Here is a 19,610-nt window from a genome sequence, read left to right on the forward strand (position 1 = left end):
GAAGTTCCGGCAGATATCATAGCCGGAACAAGAGCTTCATTCTAGTTGTATTCTTGTTTTTTACTTTATTGACATCAGATTTTCTCGAAAATTGGGGCATCTTTTTATAATAAAACCGTTTAAGCAAATCTTTGTATTTAAACGGTTTTTATTTTTGTATTTATCTTTATTGATACAAGACCGCACAAATAAAATCAAAGATTTATTTGGAAATAAAATAAAGACTTCTTATCTTTGCATTGGATTTATAATTGTAATGAATACAACTTTGAAAAGAAAGGAAGATGATGAAACCATACGATCGATTATTAGAGCATAATATCAAGCCTTCCATGCAACGCATCGCTATCATGGAATATTTGATGGAGCATCCGATTCATCCGTCGGCTGATGATATTTACACAGCATTGTCTCCTTCAATGCCGACACTTTCAAAGACAACGGTTTATAATACTTTGAAATTGTTTTCCGAACAGGGAGCGGCATTAATGCTTACGATTGACGAAAAGAATACAAACTTTGATGCGGATACTTCTGTACATTCCCATTTTCTTTGCAAACGTTGCGGACATATTTATGACTTGAAATGTCCGGAAGCGATTAAACAAGTGGAAAATCTGGAAATGGATGGTCATCAGGTATCAGAAGTTCATTATTATTATAAAGGTATTTGCAAGAATTGCTTAAGTAAAGATAAAGAAACACGTATTGACTAATTAATTTAAAATTGAGAAGAAAATGAAGAAATTTAGATGTACTGTATGCGGTTACGTTCATGAAGGTGACGCAGCTCCTGAGAAATGTCCATTGTGTAAAGCTCCTGCCAGCAAGTTCGTAGAAGTTGTTGAAGTAGAAGGTGGCGCATTGTCTTTTGCTGACGAACACGTTATCGGTGTTGCAAAAGGTTGTGACGAAGAAATGATTAAGGATCTGAACAATCACTTCATGGGAGAATGTACTGAAGTTGGTATGTATTTGGCCATGAGTCGTCAGGCAGACCGCGAAGGTTATCCTGAAGTAGCTGAAGCTTTCAAACGTTACGCTTGGGAAGAAGCTGAACATGCTGCTAAGTTTGCAGAACTGTTGGGTGACTGCGTATGGGATACTAAAACTAACCTGCAGAAACGTAAAGACGCTGAACAAGGTGCATGCGAAGACAAAAAACGCATCGCAACTCGTGCTAAAGCTCTGAACCTGGATGCTATCCATGACACTGTACACGAAATGTGCAAAGACGAAGCTCGTCACGGTAAAGGTTTTGAAGGATTATACAACCGTTATTTCGGTGATAAGAAATAATTAAGCCTAATAAACTCTTAAAAGGTCTGTATTCCGCAACGAATACAGACCTTTTTTATTTATATTTGTCTATCAATTTTTAAATACCACAGTTATGAGAAAAGTACAACTATTGTTAGTCTGTTTAATGCTTTCAGCGGCTGCCTTTGCTGCTGATAAGGTGATTAAATTGCCGAAGCCTAATTTAAACCGCACTGGTGCGGTGATGAAGGCATTGTCTGAACGACATTCAACTCGCGAATATGCTTCAAAAGCATTGAGTCTGGCTGATCTGTCTGATTTGTTGTGGGCTGCTAATGGAATAAACCGTAAGGAATCCGGAATGAGAACCGCTCCGTCAGCGTTGAATAAACAGGATGTGGATGTATATGTAGTGTTACCTGAAGGAAGTTATCTGTATGATGCGAAAAATCATCAGTTGATACTGATAGCTGCGGGAGATTATCGTGGTGCAGTAGCTGGTGGTCAGGCGTTTGTGAAAACAGCTCCGGTATCATTGGTTTTAATCAGCGATCTTTCTCGGTTTGGTGATGCCAAAAGTCCACGCAGCCAGTTGATGGGGGCTATGGATGCCGGTATTGTTTCCCAAAATATTTCAATCTTCTGTTCTGCTGCTAACTTGGCAACAGTACCACGTGCTTCGATGGACAATGAGCAGCTAAAGAAAGTTTTGAAATTGAAAGATAGTCAGATGCCAATGATGAATCATCCTGTAGGATACTTCAAATAAGGATTCGCAGGAAGACTTATAATCTGTATAAAGAAGATTTATAAGCCTATAAAAAAGAGTGACGCTATCTCTATCGGATACCGTCACTCTTTGCTTGTTATAGCGTCACTATCCTGATTGGATACCGTCACTATATTTTCTTCATTATTTCAAGAGAAATTCATCAATCGCTTTCTTGTAAGTTGCTTTATCAGCAGCTCCACGGAAAAGTTGTGGATCCCCTTTCATCGGAATGAACACAAACAATGGAATACTTGTAGCATTAAACAAAGCTGCCAGTTCTTTTTGTTTATCCACGTTAACTTTGTAGATGACAATTTTCCCTGCATATTCCTTTGCCAGTTCTTTCATGATAGGAGCTGTCTGACGGCAAGGTCCGCACCAGTCTGCATATAAATCGATGATGGCGGGCTTGTCGCCTTTGTATTTCCACTCCTTTGATTTCTCATAATCGAAGACGTCTTTCAGAAACATATCTTTGTCCATTACGACGACTTCACCGTTACCTGTTACCTCTTTTTTACCTTGATTGGATTCCCCGCTGTCATTGAAAGCGTATACAATCACGCTTACCATGACAAGGGCTACCATTACTAATACTTTCTTCATTCGTTATCTTTATCTTTTTAACTATAATGTTTTTCAATAACCCCTTGCAGCTCGCTGCTATGGATTACGCCGGAATGTCTCCAGACAGCCTCTCCGTTTTTAAATAATATAAAGGTCGGGACAGCTTGTATGCGATATTTAGTAGCCAGGTCTTCATGCTGGTCAACATCTATCTTTGCAATACGTGCTTTATCTCCTACAATTAATTTTAGTTCTTCTAAAACTGGTTTCATAGCTTTACAGGGTCCACACCATTCTGCAAAGAAATCAACTAAAACCGGTACCGGTGACTGTATTAAATCTTCAAACTTTTCCATAATCTTTCCTTTCTTAGAGTTAAATAGCAGTCATTGGAGACTGCAAATATAAATCCTATTTTATTATAATAACGAAAAAAGGTCGTTTTTGTTCATGCAATAGTAATCGTAAGGTTTGTGAAATAGTAATTAGGAGGAGTTTATCTGAATGAGGATAAGTTGAAAAGAAAAATGGATAATGAACGACGATGTAAATCCATCGGGCTTCATTATCCATTTTTTTTTTATAAATGATTCTTCTGTTTATTCCACAATAGTCAATTCATCAATAATATGAGATGCTCCCGCATATTTGTCAATAATAAATAAGGTATAGCGGATGTCGACGCAAGCGGCTCGTTGTGAGGAAGGACGGAAAGCGATGTCTCCTGTCAAACCTTCAAAATTGCGGTCGAAAGCAGTTCCTATCAATTGGCCTTTGCTGTTAAATACCGGGCTACCGGAATTTCCTCCTGTATTGTCGGTGTTTACAATAAAGCAGACGGGCATTTCACCGTTTTTACCATAGCGTCCATAATCCTGGGATTTATACAGCTCTTTCAATTTTTGAGGCACTACAAACTCCCAGTTACCCTGATCTTCTTTCTCCATTACACCTTTGAGGGTGGTATGAGCATCATACACAACACCGTCAGCGGGTTCATAAGAAAGTACCTGGCCGTAGGTCAAACGTAAAGTTGAATTGGCGTCCGGATAAATAGGTGTACCTTTTTCCTGTCTCATATCCATCATGCCTTTCACCCATACTTTATGAGCAGCGTCATAGTTCTGATTGGCTTCTTTCATGGCAATGGCTGTTTTCAAGATCCCGTCGGTAATAGAATATTTGAATAATATCATCCAGTCATATCCTATTTTATACAAACTTGGTTTCTTGATAAACTTCTCAAAGTTTTTAGGATTGCCAAAAATAGAATGTTGGAAGCAAGCATCGACGAAGGCATCGATACTTCCCTTGAAACGGGATTGATGATTTCGAAGATATTGATTCGTTGTTCCTCCGGAATATAGTTGGCATAAGTTTTCAGCATCTCTTTGGCAACCATCCGTTCTACTTCGGGGAAGGGGACAGAAGCAAAATACTTATCAGCTTCTTGCTTTAATTTTAGCTTCGCCTCTTTTATTTGCTCCTTATCTTTTGATTTCAGAGCGGCAACCAATTCCATCGTGGAAGGGATGCGCATAAAATCAAGGGCGGTGACCAATGCTTCATTGATAGCCTGCTGATGATAGATCGCGTTACGGCGATGAGCCACAATAGAACGAATCTCATCAAAAGCTTTCTGATATGAATCATCTCCTTTTTCACGGCCACGGGCTAATAATTCCTCTTGTTGCGCACGTTTGGTATCCAGTACGTTGAGACGTACCAGTCCTTCATTCATACCGATGGCATTCTTCCAGTAGTTGGCTGATGAAGCATATTTGCTCGCATAATGAATACGTACGGCAGGATCTTTCAGCATTTGCTCCATGAGTACTTTCTGACGGGCTCCACGTACATGTTGGCGCATAAAGTTGGTCGTTTGCATCCGCTCTTCCACTTCGTCGGAAATCATATATCGCCAGTTACGTCCCGGGAATCCCATGACAAAGGTGAAGTCTCCTTCCTGAACTCCGGCAATGCTGATTTTCAGGTGTTTCTTTACCTGCAAAGGAACGTTGTCTTTTGAATATTCTGCCGGTTTTCCGTTCTTGTCCGCATAAATACGGAAAAGGGAAAAGTCGCCTGTGTGACGAGGCCACATCCAGTTGTCGGTATCTGCACCGAATTTGCCGATGGAAGAAGGAGGAGCGCCCACCATACGAATATCACTGTACACTGTTTTGATGAACATATAATATTTGTTTCCTCCGTAAAAAGCCTTGAGCTCCAGTTTTGTTGTAGGAGTTATTTCTATGTTCTCTGCTTTGGCGAAACGTTCTGCACGGTGCCCAGATAACTTGGTGACAGGTAGTTGACACCTTCCGGGTCCGGATCTTTTTTCAGTTGCTCGTTGACGTAATCGGTCACATCCAGAATCCGGTCGATAAATGTAACGGTCAATCCCGGAGTAGGAAGTTCCGCGTCACGGTTCATAGCCCAGAAACCATCTGTCAGGTAGTCATGTTCTACATTACTGTGTTGCTGGATAGCTCCGTAACCACAGTGGTGATTCGTTAGTACCAGTCCTTCGGAAGAGATAATTTCTCCCGTGCATCCTCCTCCAAAGTGTACCACAGCATCTTTGAGAGAAAGACCGTTCGCGTCGTATACTTCTTCGATCGGAATTTCAAGACCGAGTTCGCGCATGGCAACTGCGTTCTGGGTTTTCAGATCGGTTAGCATCCACATGCCTTCGTCGGCGTGGATGCTAAGAGTTGCCAGTGAAAATAGGACAAATAGGATTTGTTTTCTCATTTATTCTACGATTGTCATTTCATTAATCAGGTGTCCGCAGTTGCCTAACTTCTCCAGAATGAACAGGACATAACGGATATCCAGGTTGATACAACGTTGCAGGTTGTTGTCGAAGTTGATGTCACCGCTCAATGATTCCCAGTTACCATCAAAAGCACAACCGATCAGTTCTCCGTTTTCATTCAATACCGGGCTGCCGGAATTACCGCCGGTGATGTCATTGGTAGACAGGAAGCAGACAGGCATATCACCGTTCGGTAAAGCATAACGGCCATAATCTTTCTTCTCAATCAGCTCTTTCAGTTTGGCAGGTACAACGAACTCGCGGTCTTCCGGATTTTCTTTCTCAAGAATTCCTTTAGTGGTGGTGTAATAGTTGTAGTGTACGCCGTCTTTCGGATCGTATGGTTTCACGTTACCATAAGTCAGACGAATGGTAAAGTTTGCGTCCGGGTAAGAGGGGACAGGCAATTTCATTTCGCCCAGACCACGAATATAAGTTTTGTGCAGTAAAGCCAGTTCTTGATCCATGTCCTTGAGCTGGGAAACCAGTTTATCCATCAAGTCATATTTAGACTGGCAGTATTGTAATGCAAGATCGTTGTCGATTGCTTTCACTGACGGCTTCTTTGTAAACTTCTCAAAGTTTGCGCGGTTGACAAAAATAGAGTTGTCGTACATATCATCAACAAATTTGTTGTAATCGCCCTTATATTTCTGCTCAATTACTTTGTAGATAGACGGACGCTGGTTAGCCGGAACCATTTCCGCATATAACGGGAACAATGCTTTAGCAACTTTGCGGTCTACTTCATGGTCATAATCTTTGTTATGGATACTTTCGTAAGTGCTTTCCAGCGCTTTCATACGTGCTTCGATCACAGAGTCGTTCTTTTCAAGCAATGCTTCACGTGTTTTAGATAACATGACATTACCAAATTCGATAGCTCCGAAGAAAGTCTCTCTCAAACAAGTATATTGATAATTGAGAGGAGTTGTTTTAGCTACCAGGTCGTCGATGTTCTTCACGACTGCCGCATATTCGGCATTGTTTTGTGCCTTTGCAAATTCTGCGAATTTAGCTTCCTGTGCAGCTTTCGTTCCCAACACATCATTATCGATGATGGCTTTATTCATACCGATGGAGTTTTTCCAATAATTGCTGGAACCCGCATACTTGTTAGCATACTGAATACGGATTTTGTCACTGGCATTCATCACTTCCTTCAGGACAGCCAAACGTGCGCCACGAATACGGATACGCGGGTCGTTCTCCGATTCCATACGTTCTTTCACCTCTGATACAGTCAGGTAACGGCTCGTGCTTCCGGGAAATCCCATAATCATTGCGTAATCTCCCTCTTTCACCCCTTTGATAGAGATAGACAAATGTTTCTTTGTTTTCAGGGGGACATTGTTTTCACTGTATTCTGCCGGTTCACCGTTCGCGTCAGCATAGATACGGAACATGGAGAAGTCGCCGGTATGACGCGGCCACATCCAGTTGTCTGTCTCACCGCCAAACTTACCGATAGAAGAGGGGGGAGCAGCTACCATACGTACATCCGGATATATTTTCTTATAGAAAAGATAGAATTTATTTCCGGCATAGAACGGAAGAGCCTGCGGAACAATTCCTTTTTTGTCTGCCAGGTCACTTTTGAAATAAAGGTCATGAGCCAGCTTTTGAAGGAATGTATTGCTGAATGATTCGGATTCGGTGATTTCCTTCGCTGCAATTTTGGCATTGACAATGTCTGTAACATCTTCGATACGTTCGATAAATGTAAATTTCAGTCCCGGAGTAGGAAGCTCCTTGTCTCTGGAAGTAGCCCAGAAACCATCTGTCAGATAATCGTGCTCAACACTACTATGTTGCTGGATGGAAGCGTAGCCACAGTGGTGATTGGTTAGAATCAAACCTTCGGGCGAGATAATTTCTCCTGTACATCCACCTCCGAATATACCTACGGCATCTTTGAGAGAAACGCCGTTTGGATTATATAAGTCCTGGGCTTCCAGTTTTAATCCCTGTTTTTTCATCATGTCTATGGAGTGTTGCTGTTGCATCAATTGCAATAGCCACATACCCTCATCCGCTCTAACGGAAAATACAAAAAGCGCAGCCAGCGCTACCAGATAAAATCTTAGTTTGTTCATTATTTAATGATAAAATTTGAATATATGATTGTTAATATGTTCTGTTTCTCATTCTCAACTCTCCACTCTCAATTCTCCATTTCTTAAAGCTTCCATGATATTAGCAGGCGGACGTTGATTCATCAGTTCGTTTTTCATAAAGTCCATGTAAGGAGCTACATGTTTAAAGAACTGATAATAACCTTTGCATAAGTAGTTCAATCCCGGTTCACCTTCTGCTGTTTGGCTAAAACGATTTTTAGGGCATTCCCCGTTGCAGGCAAACAGGAACTCACACTCCTTGCATTGAGTAGGGAGAGACTGGTATTTCATGTTTCCGAAGTTGTGCTGACGCTCGCTATGCATCATTTCTACCAGTGTCTTACTGTAAATGTTGCCTAACTTATATTCGGGGAATACAAAGTGGTCGCAAGAATAAACGTCTCCGTTGAATTCCATTACACCGGCATGTCCGCAAGTCTTTGCCATCGTGCATATACCGGGTTGCTCACCCATCCAGTTGGCCAGGTAGAATCGAATATCTGCACATAGTATTTGCCTACATCTTCTTTCACCCATTCGTCAAAGAGAGTACAGAGGAAGTTCCCCCATTGTTCCGGAGTGATTGAAAAGTCAGCCAGTGTTCCGGCTTTATTTTCGGCAAGAGAAGCGAGATGACGTCCGTCTTCATGTGAAAGAATGCGTTCAACGATGGGAGCGAATTGGATATACTGACAACCGATTTCTTTGAAGAAACGATAAAACTCCAACGGATATTCGGCATTGAAGTCATTGATAACTGCCATTGCATTCCATTCTACCCCGTGTTTCTTCAGAAGATTGATGCCTTGCATCACTTTCACAAAAGAAGGTTTTCCCAATTTGTTTTTGCGATACTCGTCATGAAACTCCTGCGGACCGTCGATGGAGACACCTACCAACCAATTGTTTTCACGGAAGAATTCGCACCATTCGTCAGTGAGCATAGTTCCGTTGGTCTGGATGCAATTGTCAATCGTACGTCCATGGGCGTATTTCTTTTGTAGTTCCATTGCCTTTTTATAGAAGGAGAGCGGTCTCATCAGCGTTTCTCCTCCGTGCCAGGTGAAAAGTACCTGCGGCATGGTTTGTGAGTTAATGTACTCGTCGATAAACTTTTCCAGAAGTTCATCGCTCATTACGTGTTTCGGATTGTCTTTGTATAGGTTGGCCTTTTCCAAATAATAGCAATAATCGCATGCTAGATTACATACGGCACCTACAGGCTTTACCATTACGTAAAGCGGTTTTGCAAAAGGGGCAAATGTTGATGTTTTCATGACTGCAAAATTAGATAAACTAAATGAAAAAAATAGCCTTACACCTATGTTTATAAGGATTATTAAAGAAAAGACTCTTACAAGATTTAAATATTGATAAAATGTTTCTTTGAATTCTGAATCAGTTGTACCTTTGTGCACAGAATTTAATGAATAGATGAACGTGAATAAAATTTTGCCTTTTTTGCTTTTGCTTCCGTTTCTGGCTTCCTGTACCAGTAAGTACAAGATTGAAGGAACATCTTCAGTGAATAGTCTGGATGGAAAGATGCTGTATCTTAAATCCCTGCTTGATGGCGAGTGGGTGAAGCTGGATTCTGCTGAAGTGGTGCATGGTCTGTTTTCAATGAAAGGGAAAATAGATTCCGTACAGATGGTGACGCTTTATATGGATGAAGAAAGCATTATGCCGATCGTTCTGGAAAGTGGAAAAATAACAGTTACCATTAGCAATACGGACTTGAAGGCAGTGGGAACCTCTTTAAATAATGCGTTGTACGAGTTTATCAGCAAAAGAAACCAATTAGAAGAAAGTATCAGCGAACTGGAGCAGAAAGAAACCCGTATGGTATTGGATGGAGGGGATCTGGATGAAATTCACAGTCAGCTGGTGGTGGAAGGTGATTCACTGATGCAAGCGATGAATCAGTATGTGAAAACGTTCATTTCCGACAATTACGAAAATGTATTGGGACCCAGTGTATTTATGATGCTTTGCAGCTCTTTGCCCTATCCTATTATGACTCCGCAGATAGATGATATTATAAAGGATGCTCCTTACTCTTTTAAAGATAATAAGCTGGTAAGAGAATTCCTGTCTAAAGCAAGAGAAAACATGAAGTTGATAGAAGAACATCAACGATTGGAACAAAATGCTTCAACAAATAAGTAATACTTGAGTTTTTTGTGTATTTTTGCATAAAACTCAAGTAAAATGAAAACGACTACTGTTTCGGTATACGCCGCTTTCTTTTTTATTTTAGTCTTATCGGTTTCTTGTCGTAGAGATTCGGAGGCCCCCGATGTGGTGTTCCAGAAGATCGAAATGTGTATGGAATCTCTCCCTGATACGGCTCTGTATCTATTAAAATCAGTTCCTCATCCTGAAAAATTGCGTGGAAAGTCGCAGGCGGATTATGCGCTTTTATTAACGCAGGCAATGGATCAGAACTATGTGAAGTTTACTTCTGATTCGTTGATTGCATTGGCACTGAATTACTATACTGTAAAGCGTGGTGACTCCGCCATGCGTGCTAAAACGCAGTATTATTATGGAAGAGTGATGCGTGAACTGGGCAAAGATGAAGAGGCTTTGTCGTTTCTGTCTTCGGCAAAGGAAATGTTTGGGAAAATTCAATGTTGCAAGATGTTTGCCATGGCTACCGATGAGATCGGGATGGTGAACCGGAAAAAGAAATTGTATCAGGAGTCGTTGAGGAATTTTCAGGAGTCATACGCTATCTATGAAGAGTTAAAAGATTCTTTGGGCATTGTCAGAGCCGGGCAGAATATAGGCCGGGCTTATTTGTTTCAGAATAACTGGGATAGTTGCTATTTCTATTATAATAATGCTTTAGAATTAGCCAGAAAAAAACAGTATCCGTCTGAAGTTTCCATTTTACATGAGCTGGGTATCCTGTATCGTTCTATGGGAGAGTTGAAAAAGTCAGAGCGCTATTTCCTTGCTGCTTATGAAAAAGAAACAGATGAGGAAAGGAAATATGTAGAGTGTATGTCTTTGGGATATTTGTATATACAAATGGGGGATGTGGAGAATGCCAGAAAATATTTTAAGATGAGTGTAAATTCTTCTAAAGAGTATACCCGTATTGACGCATACAACAATTTATACTTTCTGGAAAAGGATATTGATAATTTTGAAGAAGCAATTACCTATCATGAAAAAGCAGATTCCATTGTCAGCGTATTGGATGAGGTCGATTCTTTGGAGTTGATAACAGAACTGCAAAAGCAGTATGAGAACGAAAAACTCCGGAGCGATAATTTACAAATGAAAATGCACCGTACAGTTTTTCTGTTTTGCGGTACGATTGTTTTTCTGATTGTAGCCTTCTATATGTGTTACTACTATTACAAAAGTAAGAACCATAAAAAGAAGATTGCCGAGATTGAATCCCAGATTAGAGATAATGAAGAGGAGATAAAGCGATATCAGCAGGAGATGGAAGAAATCCAGGAGTTGAAAGACCAAGTGCTGGAAGAGAACCGCATACTCGAAGAAAATCGAATGAAGGTAGGCGAGTTGAATGGAAAGATTGTGCTTTTGAGTATGCAGAACAAAACCTTATCGGGGTTGTTGAAAGAACTAGGAGGAGAGTTAACAGTCGGACCGTCTTCTGAACAGTATATATCTGCTTTTCGATTATTGCTTGCTATCAAAGAGGGAACATTAAGAGGTAAGTTGTCTGATGGAGAACGCTATAAATTGTTTAGTCTGTTTGATTTACTCTATGCTGATTACGTTACCCGATTGCTTGACAAAGCTCCTTTATTGACAAAACGTGATCTTGAAATCTGTTGCTTCCTTAAATTTGGGCTGACTAATGAAGAGTTGGCTCGTATTTTCCAGACCTCTTCCGACTCGGTAACCAAGGCGAAGGGGAGACTAAAAGGCCGGTTAGGCATTTCTTCACAAGAAGATTTAAATGCATTTTTAAGGGACTTTTGATAAATAAAAAATGAATTGTCCGGGTCAGTGACAGAATCAAAATATGTATTTTATTGAATTTTAGATCTTTACGATGAATCAGACATACTGATTTTGTCCGGGTGACTTTTTTTGTGTTTTCAGATGCATGCCGTACTTTTGACCTAACAAAAACCAAATAGCTATATGAAAAATCCTAATGAATTATCTGCTACCTCTTCATGGAGAGGTAACGAATTGCAGTTGATAGAACAGAAAGCCAACATTGTTGTCGGAGTAGCTAATTCTCGTACGCGGTTAAGGATAGGAGTTCTATTAAGTAAATATTCAGAGTATCAGGTGGATTATATATCCTCCGAGAGTGAAACAGGTAAACTGATTGAAGAAGCCGATCTAATAATTGGTGCGGGGATTACTGCCTATGAAGGGGTGTTACGCCGGAAACCGGTGATTGTAGTGGGGGATTATGGTCTTGGAGGCTTGGTCACTCCGGATACATTCCGCAAACATTATAACAATCGGTTTAGAGGAAAGATTAATGGTGCAAGAGGTGAATCTTTCTCATTGGAGAATTTAGAAAAAGAAATTCATAAAGGTTTTAATTTGACTTTTCAAGAATTGCAAATGATGTCAAACCAAACCATAACTTTGCAAAACATCTAAATATCTGAATTCCTTAATTTCTTAATTTAATAGTTTGATGCATAAAACTGGTTAGGAGTGTGGGGGTGCGTGAGCATCCCCATATTCATTTTTAGGTATAATACACAAATTACCGGTCTTGATCTTCGTTTTTCACCATTCCCTTATGTTGCTCCGGGAGGGCACTTTCAACAGCAGCGTATGCCTCTGCCATGGTTGCCTTGATATTTTCCATGCCTTTTCCTTTGGGAGGAATAGGGTCGTGAATAGTCAGAATCATGCGATGGCGATGTATCCATTTGCCTGTGCGTGGAAGGATTTCAAATGAGCCATCGATAGTGACAGGTACCACTGCCAACTGTAAATCATCCGCCAATTGGAAAGCCCCTTTTTTAAAATATCCCATGTGTCCGGTAAAAGTGCGTGCGCCTTCGGGAAAGACCACCAGAGAAACTCCGTCTTTCAACGAGTCTTTTGCCTGCCGGATGGTTTCCAAAACCTTCTTCGGGCCGGAACGGTCTACAAAGATATGTCCTGCGCTTTCACAGGCTTTTCCGACGAATGGCAATTTACGCAGACTTTTTTTCATCATCCATTTAAAGTTTCTTCCAATGAAGCCGTAGATGAGGAAAATATCAAATGAACCCTGATGGTTAGGTACAAAAATATAGGAAGTTTTGTCATGCAGCTTTTCGCGCCCCTCAATCTTCACGGGAATCAACAGGAACAGACAAATTAATTGTGACCATATCTTTCCCGGATAATATCCCCAGAAGTGGGCTCCTCCCAAGAGGGAACCTACAATAGTGACGATTGCCGTAAGGATGGTCAGCACTAATAAAATAGGCAAAGCGATGCAAATCTGATAAATATAATACAGTATCTTCATAGGGTTGGATTTTTATCCTGCAAATATACATGATTATTGGTAAAAAAGAGAGGCAGATGTGAGATAATCTTTCCGATTGTGTTATTTTTGCCTCTTGTTAGTAGAGATAGTTACAAAATTATGATACGTATATTACATACTGCCGACTGGCATTTGGGACAAACCTTTTTTGGATATGATCGCACGGGAGAACATGAGGTATTCCTGAATTGGCTGGCAGAAGAAATTCGTCAGAAAGAGATTGATGCATTGATTATAGCCGGAGATGTTTTTGATGTTTCCAACCCTTCCGCTGCATCCCAAAGCATGTATTATCAGTTTATTTATCGGGTGACAGTGGAGAATCCGAATCTGCAAATTGTCATTGTGGCCGGCAATCATGATTCGGCAGCACGTCTGGAAGCTCCTTTGCCTCTGTTGCAGGCTATGCGGACAGAAGTCAGAGGGGTAGTGCGCAAACTTGAAGGTGGAGAAATTGATTATGACCATTTGATCGTGGAACTGAAGAACCGGAAAGGGGAAGTGGAACTGCTTTGTATGGCTGTCCCTTTTTTGCGCCAGGGGGATTATCCGGTCGTGCAGACGGAAGGCAACCTGTACGCGGAGGGAGTTCGCGAACTATATTCGCAGCTTCTGCAAAGGCTATGGAAGCAAAGGACAGCGAATCAGTCGATTCTTGCCATCGGTCATTTACAGGCTACAGGATCGGAGATTGCAGAAAAAGATTATAGTGAACGTACTGTGATTGGTGGTCTGGAATGTGTATCGCCGGAAGCTTTTTCCGAACAGATAGCGTATACGGCATTGGGGCATATACATAAAGCGCAGCGAGTGTCGGGAAGGGAGAATGTGAGATATGCAGGAAGTCCCATTCCGATGTCTTTTGCAGAGAAACATTATCATCATGGAGTCGTGATGGTGACTTTTGACGGAGGTTGTGCAGTAGACATTGAACGGTTGGAATGCCCGAAATTAATCCCTTTGGTAAGTGTGCCGAATGGAGAGCCCGCCTTGCCGGAAGTGGTGTTGGAAGCCTTGAAAGAATTGCCGGAGACAAAGGATGTAGCTCCTTATTTAGAAGTGAAGGTATTGCTGGAGGAACCGGAACCCATGCTTCGGCAGGAGATTGAGGAGGCATTGGCAGATAAAAATTATCGATTGGCACGCATTGTGTCTACCTATCGCACCGATGTAGAAAATACGGAGAAAGAAAACGAGAACTGGAAGAGAGGATTGCAGGAGATGTCTCCCTTGCAGATTGCGCAGTCTGCCTTTGAAAAGATTTATCAGGTGGAAATGCCTGCCGAACTGACAGGTTTGTTTCAGGAAGCCTATTTGGCTGCTACTCATAAAGAAGAGGAGGAAGAAGAATGAAAATACTGGCTATACGATTGAAGAATCTGACCTCGATAGAAGGGATGGTAGAAGTGGATTTTACAGCAGAACCATTACATTCTGCAGGTATATTTGCCATATCAGGACCTACGGGTGCCGGTAAGTCTACTTTACTAGATGCTTTATGTCTGGCACTGTATGATAAGGCTCCCCGTTTCGCAACTTCGGTGGAAAGTGTAAATTTAGCAGATGTAGGGGATAATCAGATAAATCAGTCCGATGTAAGAAACTTATTGCGCCGGGGGACAAGCGACGGCTATGCGGAAGTCGATTTCTTAGGTATTGACGGACGACGTTACCGTTCTCGCTGGTCGGTGAGGCGGACAAGAAATAAGATAAGCGGTTCTTTGCAGCCACAAACGATGGAGGTGAAAGAACTGGATACAGAGAAAGAATTCCAGGGTACCAAAAAAGAGTTGTTGATTCAGTTGGTGGAGCTGGTGGGGTTGACGTATGAGCAGTTTACCCGTACCGTATTATTGGCGCAGAATGATTTTGCAACATTCCTGAAATCGAAAGGAGCGGCCAAAGCGGAGTTGCTTGAGAAGTTGACGGGAACCGGTGTTTATTCCCGGATTTCTCAAGAAGTCTATGCCCGGAATAAGGCGGCACAGGAAGAAGTCACTTTGATTCAGAATCGAATGAATGTGATCGAATTGATGCCGGAAGAAGAATTACTTGCTTTACAAAAAGAGAAAGAGCTGTTGGCCGAAAAGCGTGTGACAGGAATCAAACTGTTGGCAGAGCAGAATGAACAACTGAATGTTGTTCGTTCATTAAAAATGCAGGAAGATCTTTGGAAGAAGAAGCAACAGGAAGAACAGGAGGAGCAAGCAAGATTGAAAATGTTACAGGGCGCATTGGCTTCACAAGAAGAAGGATTGGTGCATTTCAAGGCACAATGGGAAGCCATACAGCCGGACTTGAAGAAAGCCCGTCAGTTGGATGTACAGATACAGTCACAGCAGGACAGTTACACACAATCGAAACAGATGTTACAGTCCGCTAATAAACAGGTGTCGGAGCAGGAACAAAAAATGCGGATGGCTACGGAGCAGTTGCAGGTTTCTTATTCTTCTCTGAACCGTTTGCTGAATCATGTAGGAATAGAAGAAGCGTTGCAGCTAGAACAGGTGGAAGAAATTCTACGGCAGGAAGCAGACAAACTGACAGCCGGGATAAACACGAATGAAGAGCGGTTGTTGCGATTAAACTCTTTCGGATATCCGTTATTGACCGAAGAACAGGTGAAGTTGCAAAAAGAGCTGACACGTCAACAGAATATCCGGCAATTGACGGAAACGCAGACGAAAACAAAGGCAGAAATAGAACGGTTGGAGAAAGAAACAACTGATTGCCTAAAACAATTGACGGAACAAGAAACCGCATTGAAAGTAACTCAACGCCTTTACGAAAATGCACGTATGGCAGTGGGAAAAGACGTGAAAGCATTGCGTCAGCAATTGCAGGAGGGGGAAGCTTGCCCGGTTTGCGGTAGTACGGCGCATCCTTACCATCAGGAACAGGAGGTAGTAGATACTCTTTTCCGGAGTATAGAACAGGAATATAATGCAGCAGTAGCAAACTGTCAACAGATCAATAACCGGAGCATTGTTTTGCAACGTGATTGGACGCATCAGAAGATGGTGGACGGACAGATTGGAGAACAGTTGGCGGCATTGTATAAAGCTGGGATCGATGCTGGTAACGAAGAGCAGATACAACATCGTTTGACGGAACTGGCAAAACGTATTTTAGAATATCGTAATCTTTATGCAGAATGGCAACGCAGCGATGAAGAAATTAAAAAGATGCGTGCGCATTGTGAAGCTCTTCGTGAGAATGTATCTCTTTGTCGCCTGGCGATGCAGAAAGTATCGTCTGCTAAAGAACAGTTGTTATTACTGCAGAATACTGCTTCAGCCGAACAAAAGAGATTTGAAGTTATAGAGAAAGCGTTGAATGTGCTCCGTCAGGAACGTTCGCAACTATTGAAAGGAAAAAGTGCGGATGAAGCGGAGGCGGTCGTTGCAAAAAGAGAAAAAGAGCTGAATTTGGCTTTGGAGAAAGCACGCAAAGAAGTAGAGGCTGTGCACAATCGCCTTTCTGGTCTGCAAGGAGAGATGAAGCAAATTACGCTGGCTATTGGAGAATTGCAGGAACAGTATAAAAAGATTGAGTCTCCCGAACAACTTCCCGAAATAATAAAGAAACAACAGGAGGAAAACCTGAATACCGAACGTGCTCTTTCTACTATGGAAGCCCGTCTGCTACAACAAGCAAAGAATAAGCTAACTGTGGAACAGATAGCGAAGGAACTGGCAGAGAAACAGACGATTGCCGAACGTTGGGCGAAACTTAATAAACTGATAGGCAGTGCGGACGGAGCGAAATTTAAAGTGATAGCTCAAAGTTACACTTTGAATTTGCTGTTGCTTCATGCCAATAAACATTTATCCTACCTTTCTAAACGCTATAAGTTGCAACAGGTTCCCGACACGTTGGCGCTTCAAGTGATAGATTGTGATATGTGTGATGAAATACGGACTGTGTACTCTCTTTCCGGTGGTGAATCATTCCTGATATCTTTGGCGTTGGCTTTGGGCTTGTCTTCCTTATCAAGCAATAACCTGAAAGTAGAATCTCTTTTTATTGATGAAGGATTCGGCTCTTTGGATGCGGAAAGCCTGCGTACGGCAATGGAAGCATTGGAACAATTACAGATGCAGGGACGGAAAATCGGAGTTATTTCTCACGTACAGGAGATGAGTGAACGAATTTCTGTTCAGGTGCAAGTGCATAAGAAAGTGAATGGAAAGAGTGTGCTTACCCTACAACGGTAAGCACACTCTTTCCATTGTCTCCTTTTACATTAATTCGTTCAATTCGCTTAAATTCTTCTTTATTTCGTGGATGCGATTTAAGAACTTCTTGCGGTAAATCCATAAAATCAATCCTAGTCCTCCGCCCCATAACAGGATAAAGAAGGCTATCATGCCTATTCCATATTGCCACACTTGCCAGTAGATAAATGAGAGTACAGCCAGTACCAGGAGGAAAGCAATAGCAATCAGTCGTTCTCTGATGGTCCATCGGTGGATGCGGTTCACGCGACCGATTACCTCTACCAGAGGCATCTCGTCTATTTGAGTCCGTTGGAGGTAGCGGGTGGTGACGATGTCCCAGCAAAGTGCGGGAATCCATGCGAAAATGATAATGATATAGATCGGGTTCAATCTGTTGTGCAACAACACCTCCGCTAAAAATAAGATCAATATCGGCAAAGAAATCAGAATAAGCTTGATGTTCAGGCTGGCAATGGCATGGATACCTTTGTCTGCATGCCTTATCAGCTTTTCAAGCTCTTCTTCTTTGATGAACTCTTTATCTTTCAAGTGTTCATCCAGGGCATTCCAAGATTTTTTCAGTTCTTCCAGTTCCATATATCTTATTCCTCCTTTTTCATTCTTTTAAGTTTGTCTTTGATGCGGCTTAGTTTAGTCGCTACATTGGTAACCGTCAGCCCGGTAATTTCTGCTATTTCTTCATAACTTTTGTCTTCGAGATAGAGCAGGATAATTGATTTGTCGAGTTGTCCCAGCTGGTTAATCATTTGATAAAGCTGTTTCAGCATTTCGTTGATCGGGTCGTGTGCTTCTATGGTCCAGTCAGTATCTTTGGTGAGACTGACTATTTCCGGCACATTCTTTTCTTTACGATAAAAACTGATACAAGTGTTGAGGGCAATACGATAAATCCATGTAGATACTTTACATTCTTTTCTGAATTTAGGATAAGCTTTCCAAAGATTCAGTACCACATCCTGATAAAGGTCATTGAGCGGAGCATTGGGGTTGGCGTACAGATAGCACACTTTGTAGATCACCCGCTCATATTCGCGGATTACCGACAAGAACTCTTGCTCAATAGGAGGATTGGCTTCTGTTGTTCGTTCTCTCATGGAATCTATGCTTGCTTTTCTGGTTAGTTAGTCGTGAGAAAAGGAGAAAAATCACAGGAGAATGATGATTATTGAAGATTCGCTGCCAGAAACTTGCGCATTTCTTCGATGCTTTTTCCCCGGCGGCGGGTATAATCTTCGAGTTGGTCTTCTCCAATCTTTCCTACAGAGAAATATTCGGAAGCCGGATGTGAAAACATAAGTCCGCAAACAGAAGCGTGCGGATACATGGCCCCGTTTTCAGTCAATGAAATGCCTATCTGTTTCATGTCCAGCAGTTCATCCAACAGGAAGTTGACAGACTGATCCGGTAAAGACGGGTAGCCGACGGCAGGGCGAATACCTTGATACTTCTCGACCAGTAAATCCGCTATGCCCAGATTTTCTTCTTTGGCATATCCCCATGCTTCTTTTCGTACATACTCATGCATCTTTTCTGTTGCAGCTTCTGCCAGTCGGTCGGAGAGGGTTTGGACAAGTAAGTGTTTATATGGGTCCTGTTCGTACAGTCCTTCCATGTCCGCATCAATAGAAGAAGCAAAAGCACCGATGGTGTCGGGGATGCCGGAAGAAAGAGGACGGATAAAGTCGCTTAGACAAAGGAAAGGACTTCCATCTCTTTTGGGCGTCTGCTGACGTAGCAAAGGAAAGGTGATGAATTGGTCTTTTTCTTTCTCAATAATCAAATTATCTCCGTCAGCGTTTGCTTTACAGAGCTTGAATAGGGTCTTTACCTCATAATCCCGGTCGAGTAGATCAAGCATCCGGTTGGCTTCTTTAAATAACTGTATGGCTTCGGAAGCCTTGCTACGTTCTTCTTCCGGAAAAGTCGTCAGCCACGAAGCACGGCAGACGTCACATCCGTGAATGTTAGCAATGGCTGCGAAACGTGGCTGGAAACCCCATGCGTGGAAAAAGTAAATCCAGTTGATGTAGGGAGTGACTGTATGTATTTTATAAGATAGAATCATAATTTATACAATTAAATGGGAATTTATCGGTTAAATGAGAATTTATCGGTTAAATGGGAATTTTGCAGTTAGGCTGAAAGCCTTACAATTATATATTTATTGGGGTGCCCTGAAAGGCTTAATTATATAGCGTAGGGCAACGCCCTACGAAAAAAACACACCAGCCACAAGCCCTGAAAGGCGGAACTGTATACAATTATGCCCTTTCAGGGCGCAAATTCAGATTGTCGTTTTTACGTAGGGCGTTCGCCCTCGCTATATAATTAAGCC

At 41.9% G+C, this 19,610-nt stretch carries 15 protein-coding genes and 2 pseudogenes; 8 read left to right on the top strand and 9 right to left on the bottom strand.

Translation table 11 applies throughout. From position 1 onward, the window contains the following. Nucleotides 1–287 precede the first annotated feature (287 nt). From DXA05_RS24215 to DXA05_RS24225, 3 genes are all read left to right on the top strand, one after another. Nucleotides 288–716, top strand: coding sequence for a transcriptional repressor (locus tag DXA05_RS24215; RefSeq protein ID WP_004315958.1), 429 nt, complete (start codon nucleotides 288–290; stop codon nucleotides 714–716). 22 nt (nucleotides 717–738) lie between these two features. Then, nucleotides 739–1,299 (top strand): NADH peroxidase, encoded by a 561-nt coding sequence (locus DXA05_RS24220; RefSeq protein WP_004297333.1) that lies wholly within the window; start codon nucleotides 739–741, stop codon nucleotides 1,297–1,299. Between the two features lie 94 nt (nucleotides 1,300–1,393). Then, nucleotides 1,394–2,029: a SagB/ThcOx family dehydrogenase gene (locus DXA05_RS24225; protein WP_165861562.1), complete on the top strand. Its 636-nt coding sequence runs from the start codon at nucleotides 1,394–1,396 to the stop codon at nucleotides 2,027–2,029. 144 nt (nucleotides 2,030–2,173) lie between these two features. Here the strand turns inward: DXA05_RS24225 and DXA05_RS24230 are convergent, their stop codons facing one another. From DXA05_RS24230 to DXA05_RS24250, 5 genes and pseudogenes are all read right to left on the bottom strand, one after another. Further along, nucleotides 2,174–2,638: a thioredoxin domain-containing protein gene (locus DXA05_RS24230; RefSeq protein WP_004315955.1), complete on the bottom strand. Its 465-nt coding sequence runs from the start codon at nucleotides 2,636–2,638 to the stop codon at nucleotides 2,174–2,176. Between the two features lie 17 nt (nucleotides 2,639–2,655). Next, nucleotides 2,656–2,955 (bottom strand): thioredoxin, encoded by a 300-nt coding sequence (trxA, locus tag DXA05_RS24235; protein WP_004315954.1) that lies wholly within the window; start codon nucleotides 2,953–2,955, stop codon nucleotides 2,656–2,658. Between the two features lie 243 nt (nucleotides 2,956–3,198). Further along, nucleotides 3,199–5,356 (bottom strand): annotated as a pseudogene (locus DXA05_RS24240) (S46 family peptidase). Further along, nucleotides 5,357–7,516, bottom strand: coding sequence for a S46 family peptidase (locus tag DXA05_RS24245; protein WP_165861563.1), 2,160 nt, complete (start codon nucleotides 7,514–7,516; stop codon nucleotides 5,357–5,359). A gap of 54 nt (nucleotides 7,517–7,570) precedes the next feature. After that, nucleotides 7,571–8,814 (bottom strand): annotated as a pseudogene (locus DXA05_RS24250) (anaerobic sulfatase-maturation protein). Nucleotides 8,815–8,971: 157 nt separating this feature from the next. On the opposite strand from DXA05_RS24250, the gene DXA05_RS24255 reads away from it, so the two are divergent. The 3 genes from DXA05_RS24255 to DXA05_RS24265 all read left to right on the top strand — a co-directional run bounded on the left by DXA05_RS24255 (nucleotide 8,972) and on the right by DXA05_RS24265 (nucleotide 12,145). Then, nucleotides 8,972–9,706, top strand: coding sequence for a DUF4369 domain-containing protein (locus tag DXA05_RS24255; RefSeq protein WP_008021792.1), 735 nt, complete (start codon nucleotides 8,972–8,974; stop codon nucleotides 9,704–9,706). Between the two features lie 42 nt (nucleotides 9,707–9,748). Further along, on the top strand, nucleotides 9,749–11,503 hold the full coding sequence (locus tag DXA05_RS24260) for a tetratricopeptide repeat protein (protein WP_128859718.1): 1,755 nt from the start codon (nucleotides 9,749–9,751) through the stop codon (nucleotides 11,501–11,503). A gap of 165 nt (nucleotides 11,504–11,668) precedes the next feature. Then, the gene (locus DXA05_RS24265; RefSeq protein WP_015532826.1) at nucleotides 11,669–12,145 is read left to right on the top strand and encodes a hypothetical protein; all 477 of its coding nucleotides are present in this window, start codon (nucleotides 11,669–11,671) and stop codon (nucleotides 12,143–12,145) included. A 109-nt stretch (nucleotides 12,146–12,254) separates the two neighbouring features. On the opposite strand, the gene DXA05_RS24270 is transcribed toward DXA05_RS24265, so the two are convergent. Further along, nucleotides 12,255–13,013: a lysophospholipid acyltransferase family protein gene (locus tag DXA05_RS24270; RefSeq protein ID WP_004315944.1), complete on the bottom strand. Its 759-nt coding sequence runs from the start codon at nucleotides 13,011–13,013 to the stop codon at nucleotides 12,255–12,257. A 120-nt stretch (nucleotides 13,014–13,133) separates the two neighbouring features. Between DXA05_RS24270 and DXA05_RS24275 the strand changes: the two genes are divergently transcribed. Next, nucleotides 13,134–14,387, top strand: coding sequence for an exonuclease SbcCD subunit D C-terminal domain-containing protein (locus DXA05_RS24275; protein WP_128859719.1), 1,254 nt, complete (start codon nucleotides 13,134–13,136; stop codon nucleotides 14,385–14,387). Further along, nucleotides 14,384–17,251 (top strand): AAA family ATPase, encoded by a 2,868-nt coding sequence (locus DXA05_RS24280; RefSeq protein ID WP_117684596.1) that lies wholly within the window; start codon nucleotides 14,384–14,386, stop codon nucleotides 17,249–17,251. The genes DXA05_RS24275 and DXA05_RS24280 overlap by 4 nt, the downstream gene beginning before the upstream one ends. Before the next feature lie 24 nt (nucleotides 17,252–17,275). On the opposite strand, the gene DXA05_RS28135 is transcribed toward DXA05_RS24280, so the two are convergent. The 3 genes from DXA05_RS28135 to DXA05_RS24295 form a co-directional block, all read right to left on the bottom strand. Then, the gene (locus DXA05_RS28135; protein ID WP_258998374.1) at nucleotides 17,276–17,851 is read right to left on the bottom strand and encodes a hypothetical protein; all 576 of its coding nucleotides are present in this window, start codon (nucleotides 17,849–17,851) and stop codon (nucleotides 17,276–17,278) included. Between the two features lie 5 nt (nucleotides 17,852–17,856). Then, on the bottom strand, nucleotides 17,857–18,369 hold the full coding sequence (locus DXA05_RS24290; protein WP_117684594.1) for a sigma-70 family RNA polymerase sigma factor: 513 nt from the start codon (nucleotides 18,367–18,369) through the stop codon (nucleotides 17,857–17,859). Between the two features lie 68 nt (nucleotides 18,370–18,437). Then, nucleotides 18,438–19,340, bottom strand: coding sequence for a vitamin B12 dependent-methionine synthase activation domain-containing protein (locus DXA05_RS24295; RefSeq protein WP_117684592.1), 903 nt, complete (start codon nucleotides 19,338–19,340; stop codon nucleotides 18,438–18,440). Nucleotides 19,341–19,610: the final 270 nt, after the last annotated feature.

It is taken from the genome of Bacteroides sp. AM54-2NS (assembly GCF_003602935.1).
GTDB classification, from domain to species: Bacteria; Bacteroidota; Bacteroidia; order Bacteroidales; family Bacteroidaceae; genus Bacteroides; species Bacteroides xylanisolvens.

Excerpts from the sequence above, each read along its gene's own strand:
- DXA05_RS24260 (WP_128859718.1), top strand. The coding sequence starts at position 9,749 with ATGAAAACGACTACTGTTTCGGTATACGCCGCTTTCTTTTTTATTTTA.
- DXA05_RS24255 (WP_008021792.1), top strand. The coding sequence starts at position 8,972 with ATGAACGTGAATAAAATTTTGCCTTTTTTGCTTTTGCTTCCGTTTCTG.
- DXA05_RS24270 (WP_004315944.1), bottom strand. The coding sequence starts at position 13,013 with ATGAAGATACTGTATTATATTTATCAGATTTGCATCGCTTTGCCTATT.
- DXA05_RS24265 (WP_015532826.1), top strand. The coding sequence starts at position 11,669 with ATGAAAAATCCTAATGAATTATCTGCTACCTCTTCATGGAGAGGTAAC.
- DXA05_RS24220 (WP_004297333.1), top strand. The coding sequence starts at position 739 with ATGAAGAAATTTAGATGTACTGTATGCGGTTACGTTCATGAAGGTGAC.
- DXA05_RS24225 (WP_165861562.1), top strand. The coding sequence starts at position 1,394 with ATGAGAAAAGTACAACTATTGTTAGTCTGTTTAATGCTTTCAGCGGCT.
- DXA05_RS24295 (WP_117684592.1), bottom strand. The coding sequence starts at position 19,340 with ATGATTCTATCTTATAAAATACATACAGTCACTCCCTACATCAACTGG.
- DXA05_RS24275 (WP_128859719.1), top strand. The coding sequence starts at position 13,134 with ATGATACGTATATTACATACTGCCGACTGGCATTTGGGACAAACCTTT.
- DXA05_RS24280 (WP_117684596.1), top strand. The coding sequence starts at position 14,384 with ATGAAAATACTGGCTATACGATTGAAGAATCTGACCTCGATAGAAGGG.
- DXA05_RS24290 (WP_117684594.1), bottom strand. The coding sequence starts at position 18,369 with ATGAGAGAACGAACAACAGAAGCCAATCCTCCTATTGAGCAAGAGTTC.
- DXA05_RS28135 (WP_258998374.1), bottom strand. The coding sequence starts at position 17,851 with ATGGAACTGGAAGAACTGAAAAAATCTTGGAATGCCCTGGATGAACAC.
- trxA (WP_004315954.1), bottom strand. The coding sequence starts at position 2,955 with ATGGAAAAGTTTGAAGATTTAATACAGTCACCGGTACCGGTTTTAGTT.
- DXA05_RS24215 (WP_004315958.1), top strand. The coding sequence starts at position 288 with ATGAAACCATACGATCGATTATTAGAGCATAATATCAAGCCTTCCATG.
- DXA05_RS24230 (WP_004315955.1), bottom strand. The coding sequence starts at position 2,638 with ATGAAGAAAGTATTAGTAATGGTAGCCCTTGTCATGGTAAGCGTGATT.
- DXA05_RS24245 (WP_165861563.1), bottom strand. The coding sequence starts at position 7,516 with ATGAACAAACTAAGATTTTATCTGGTAGCGCTGGCTGCGCTTTTTGTA.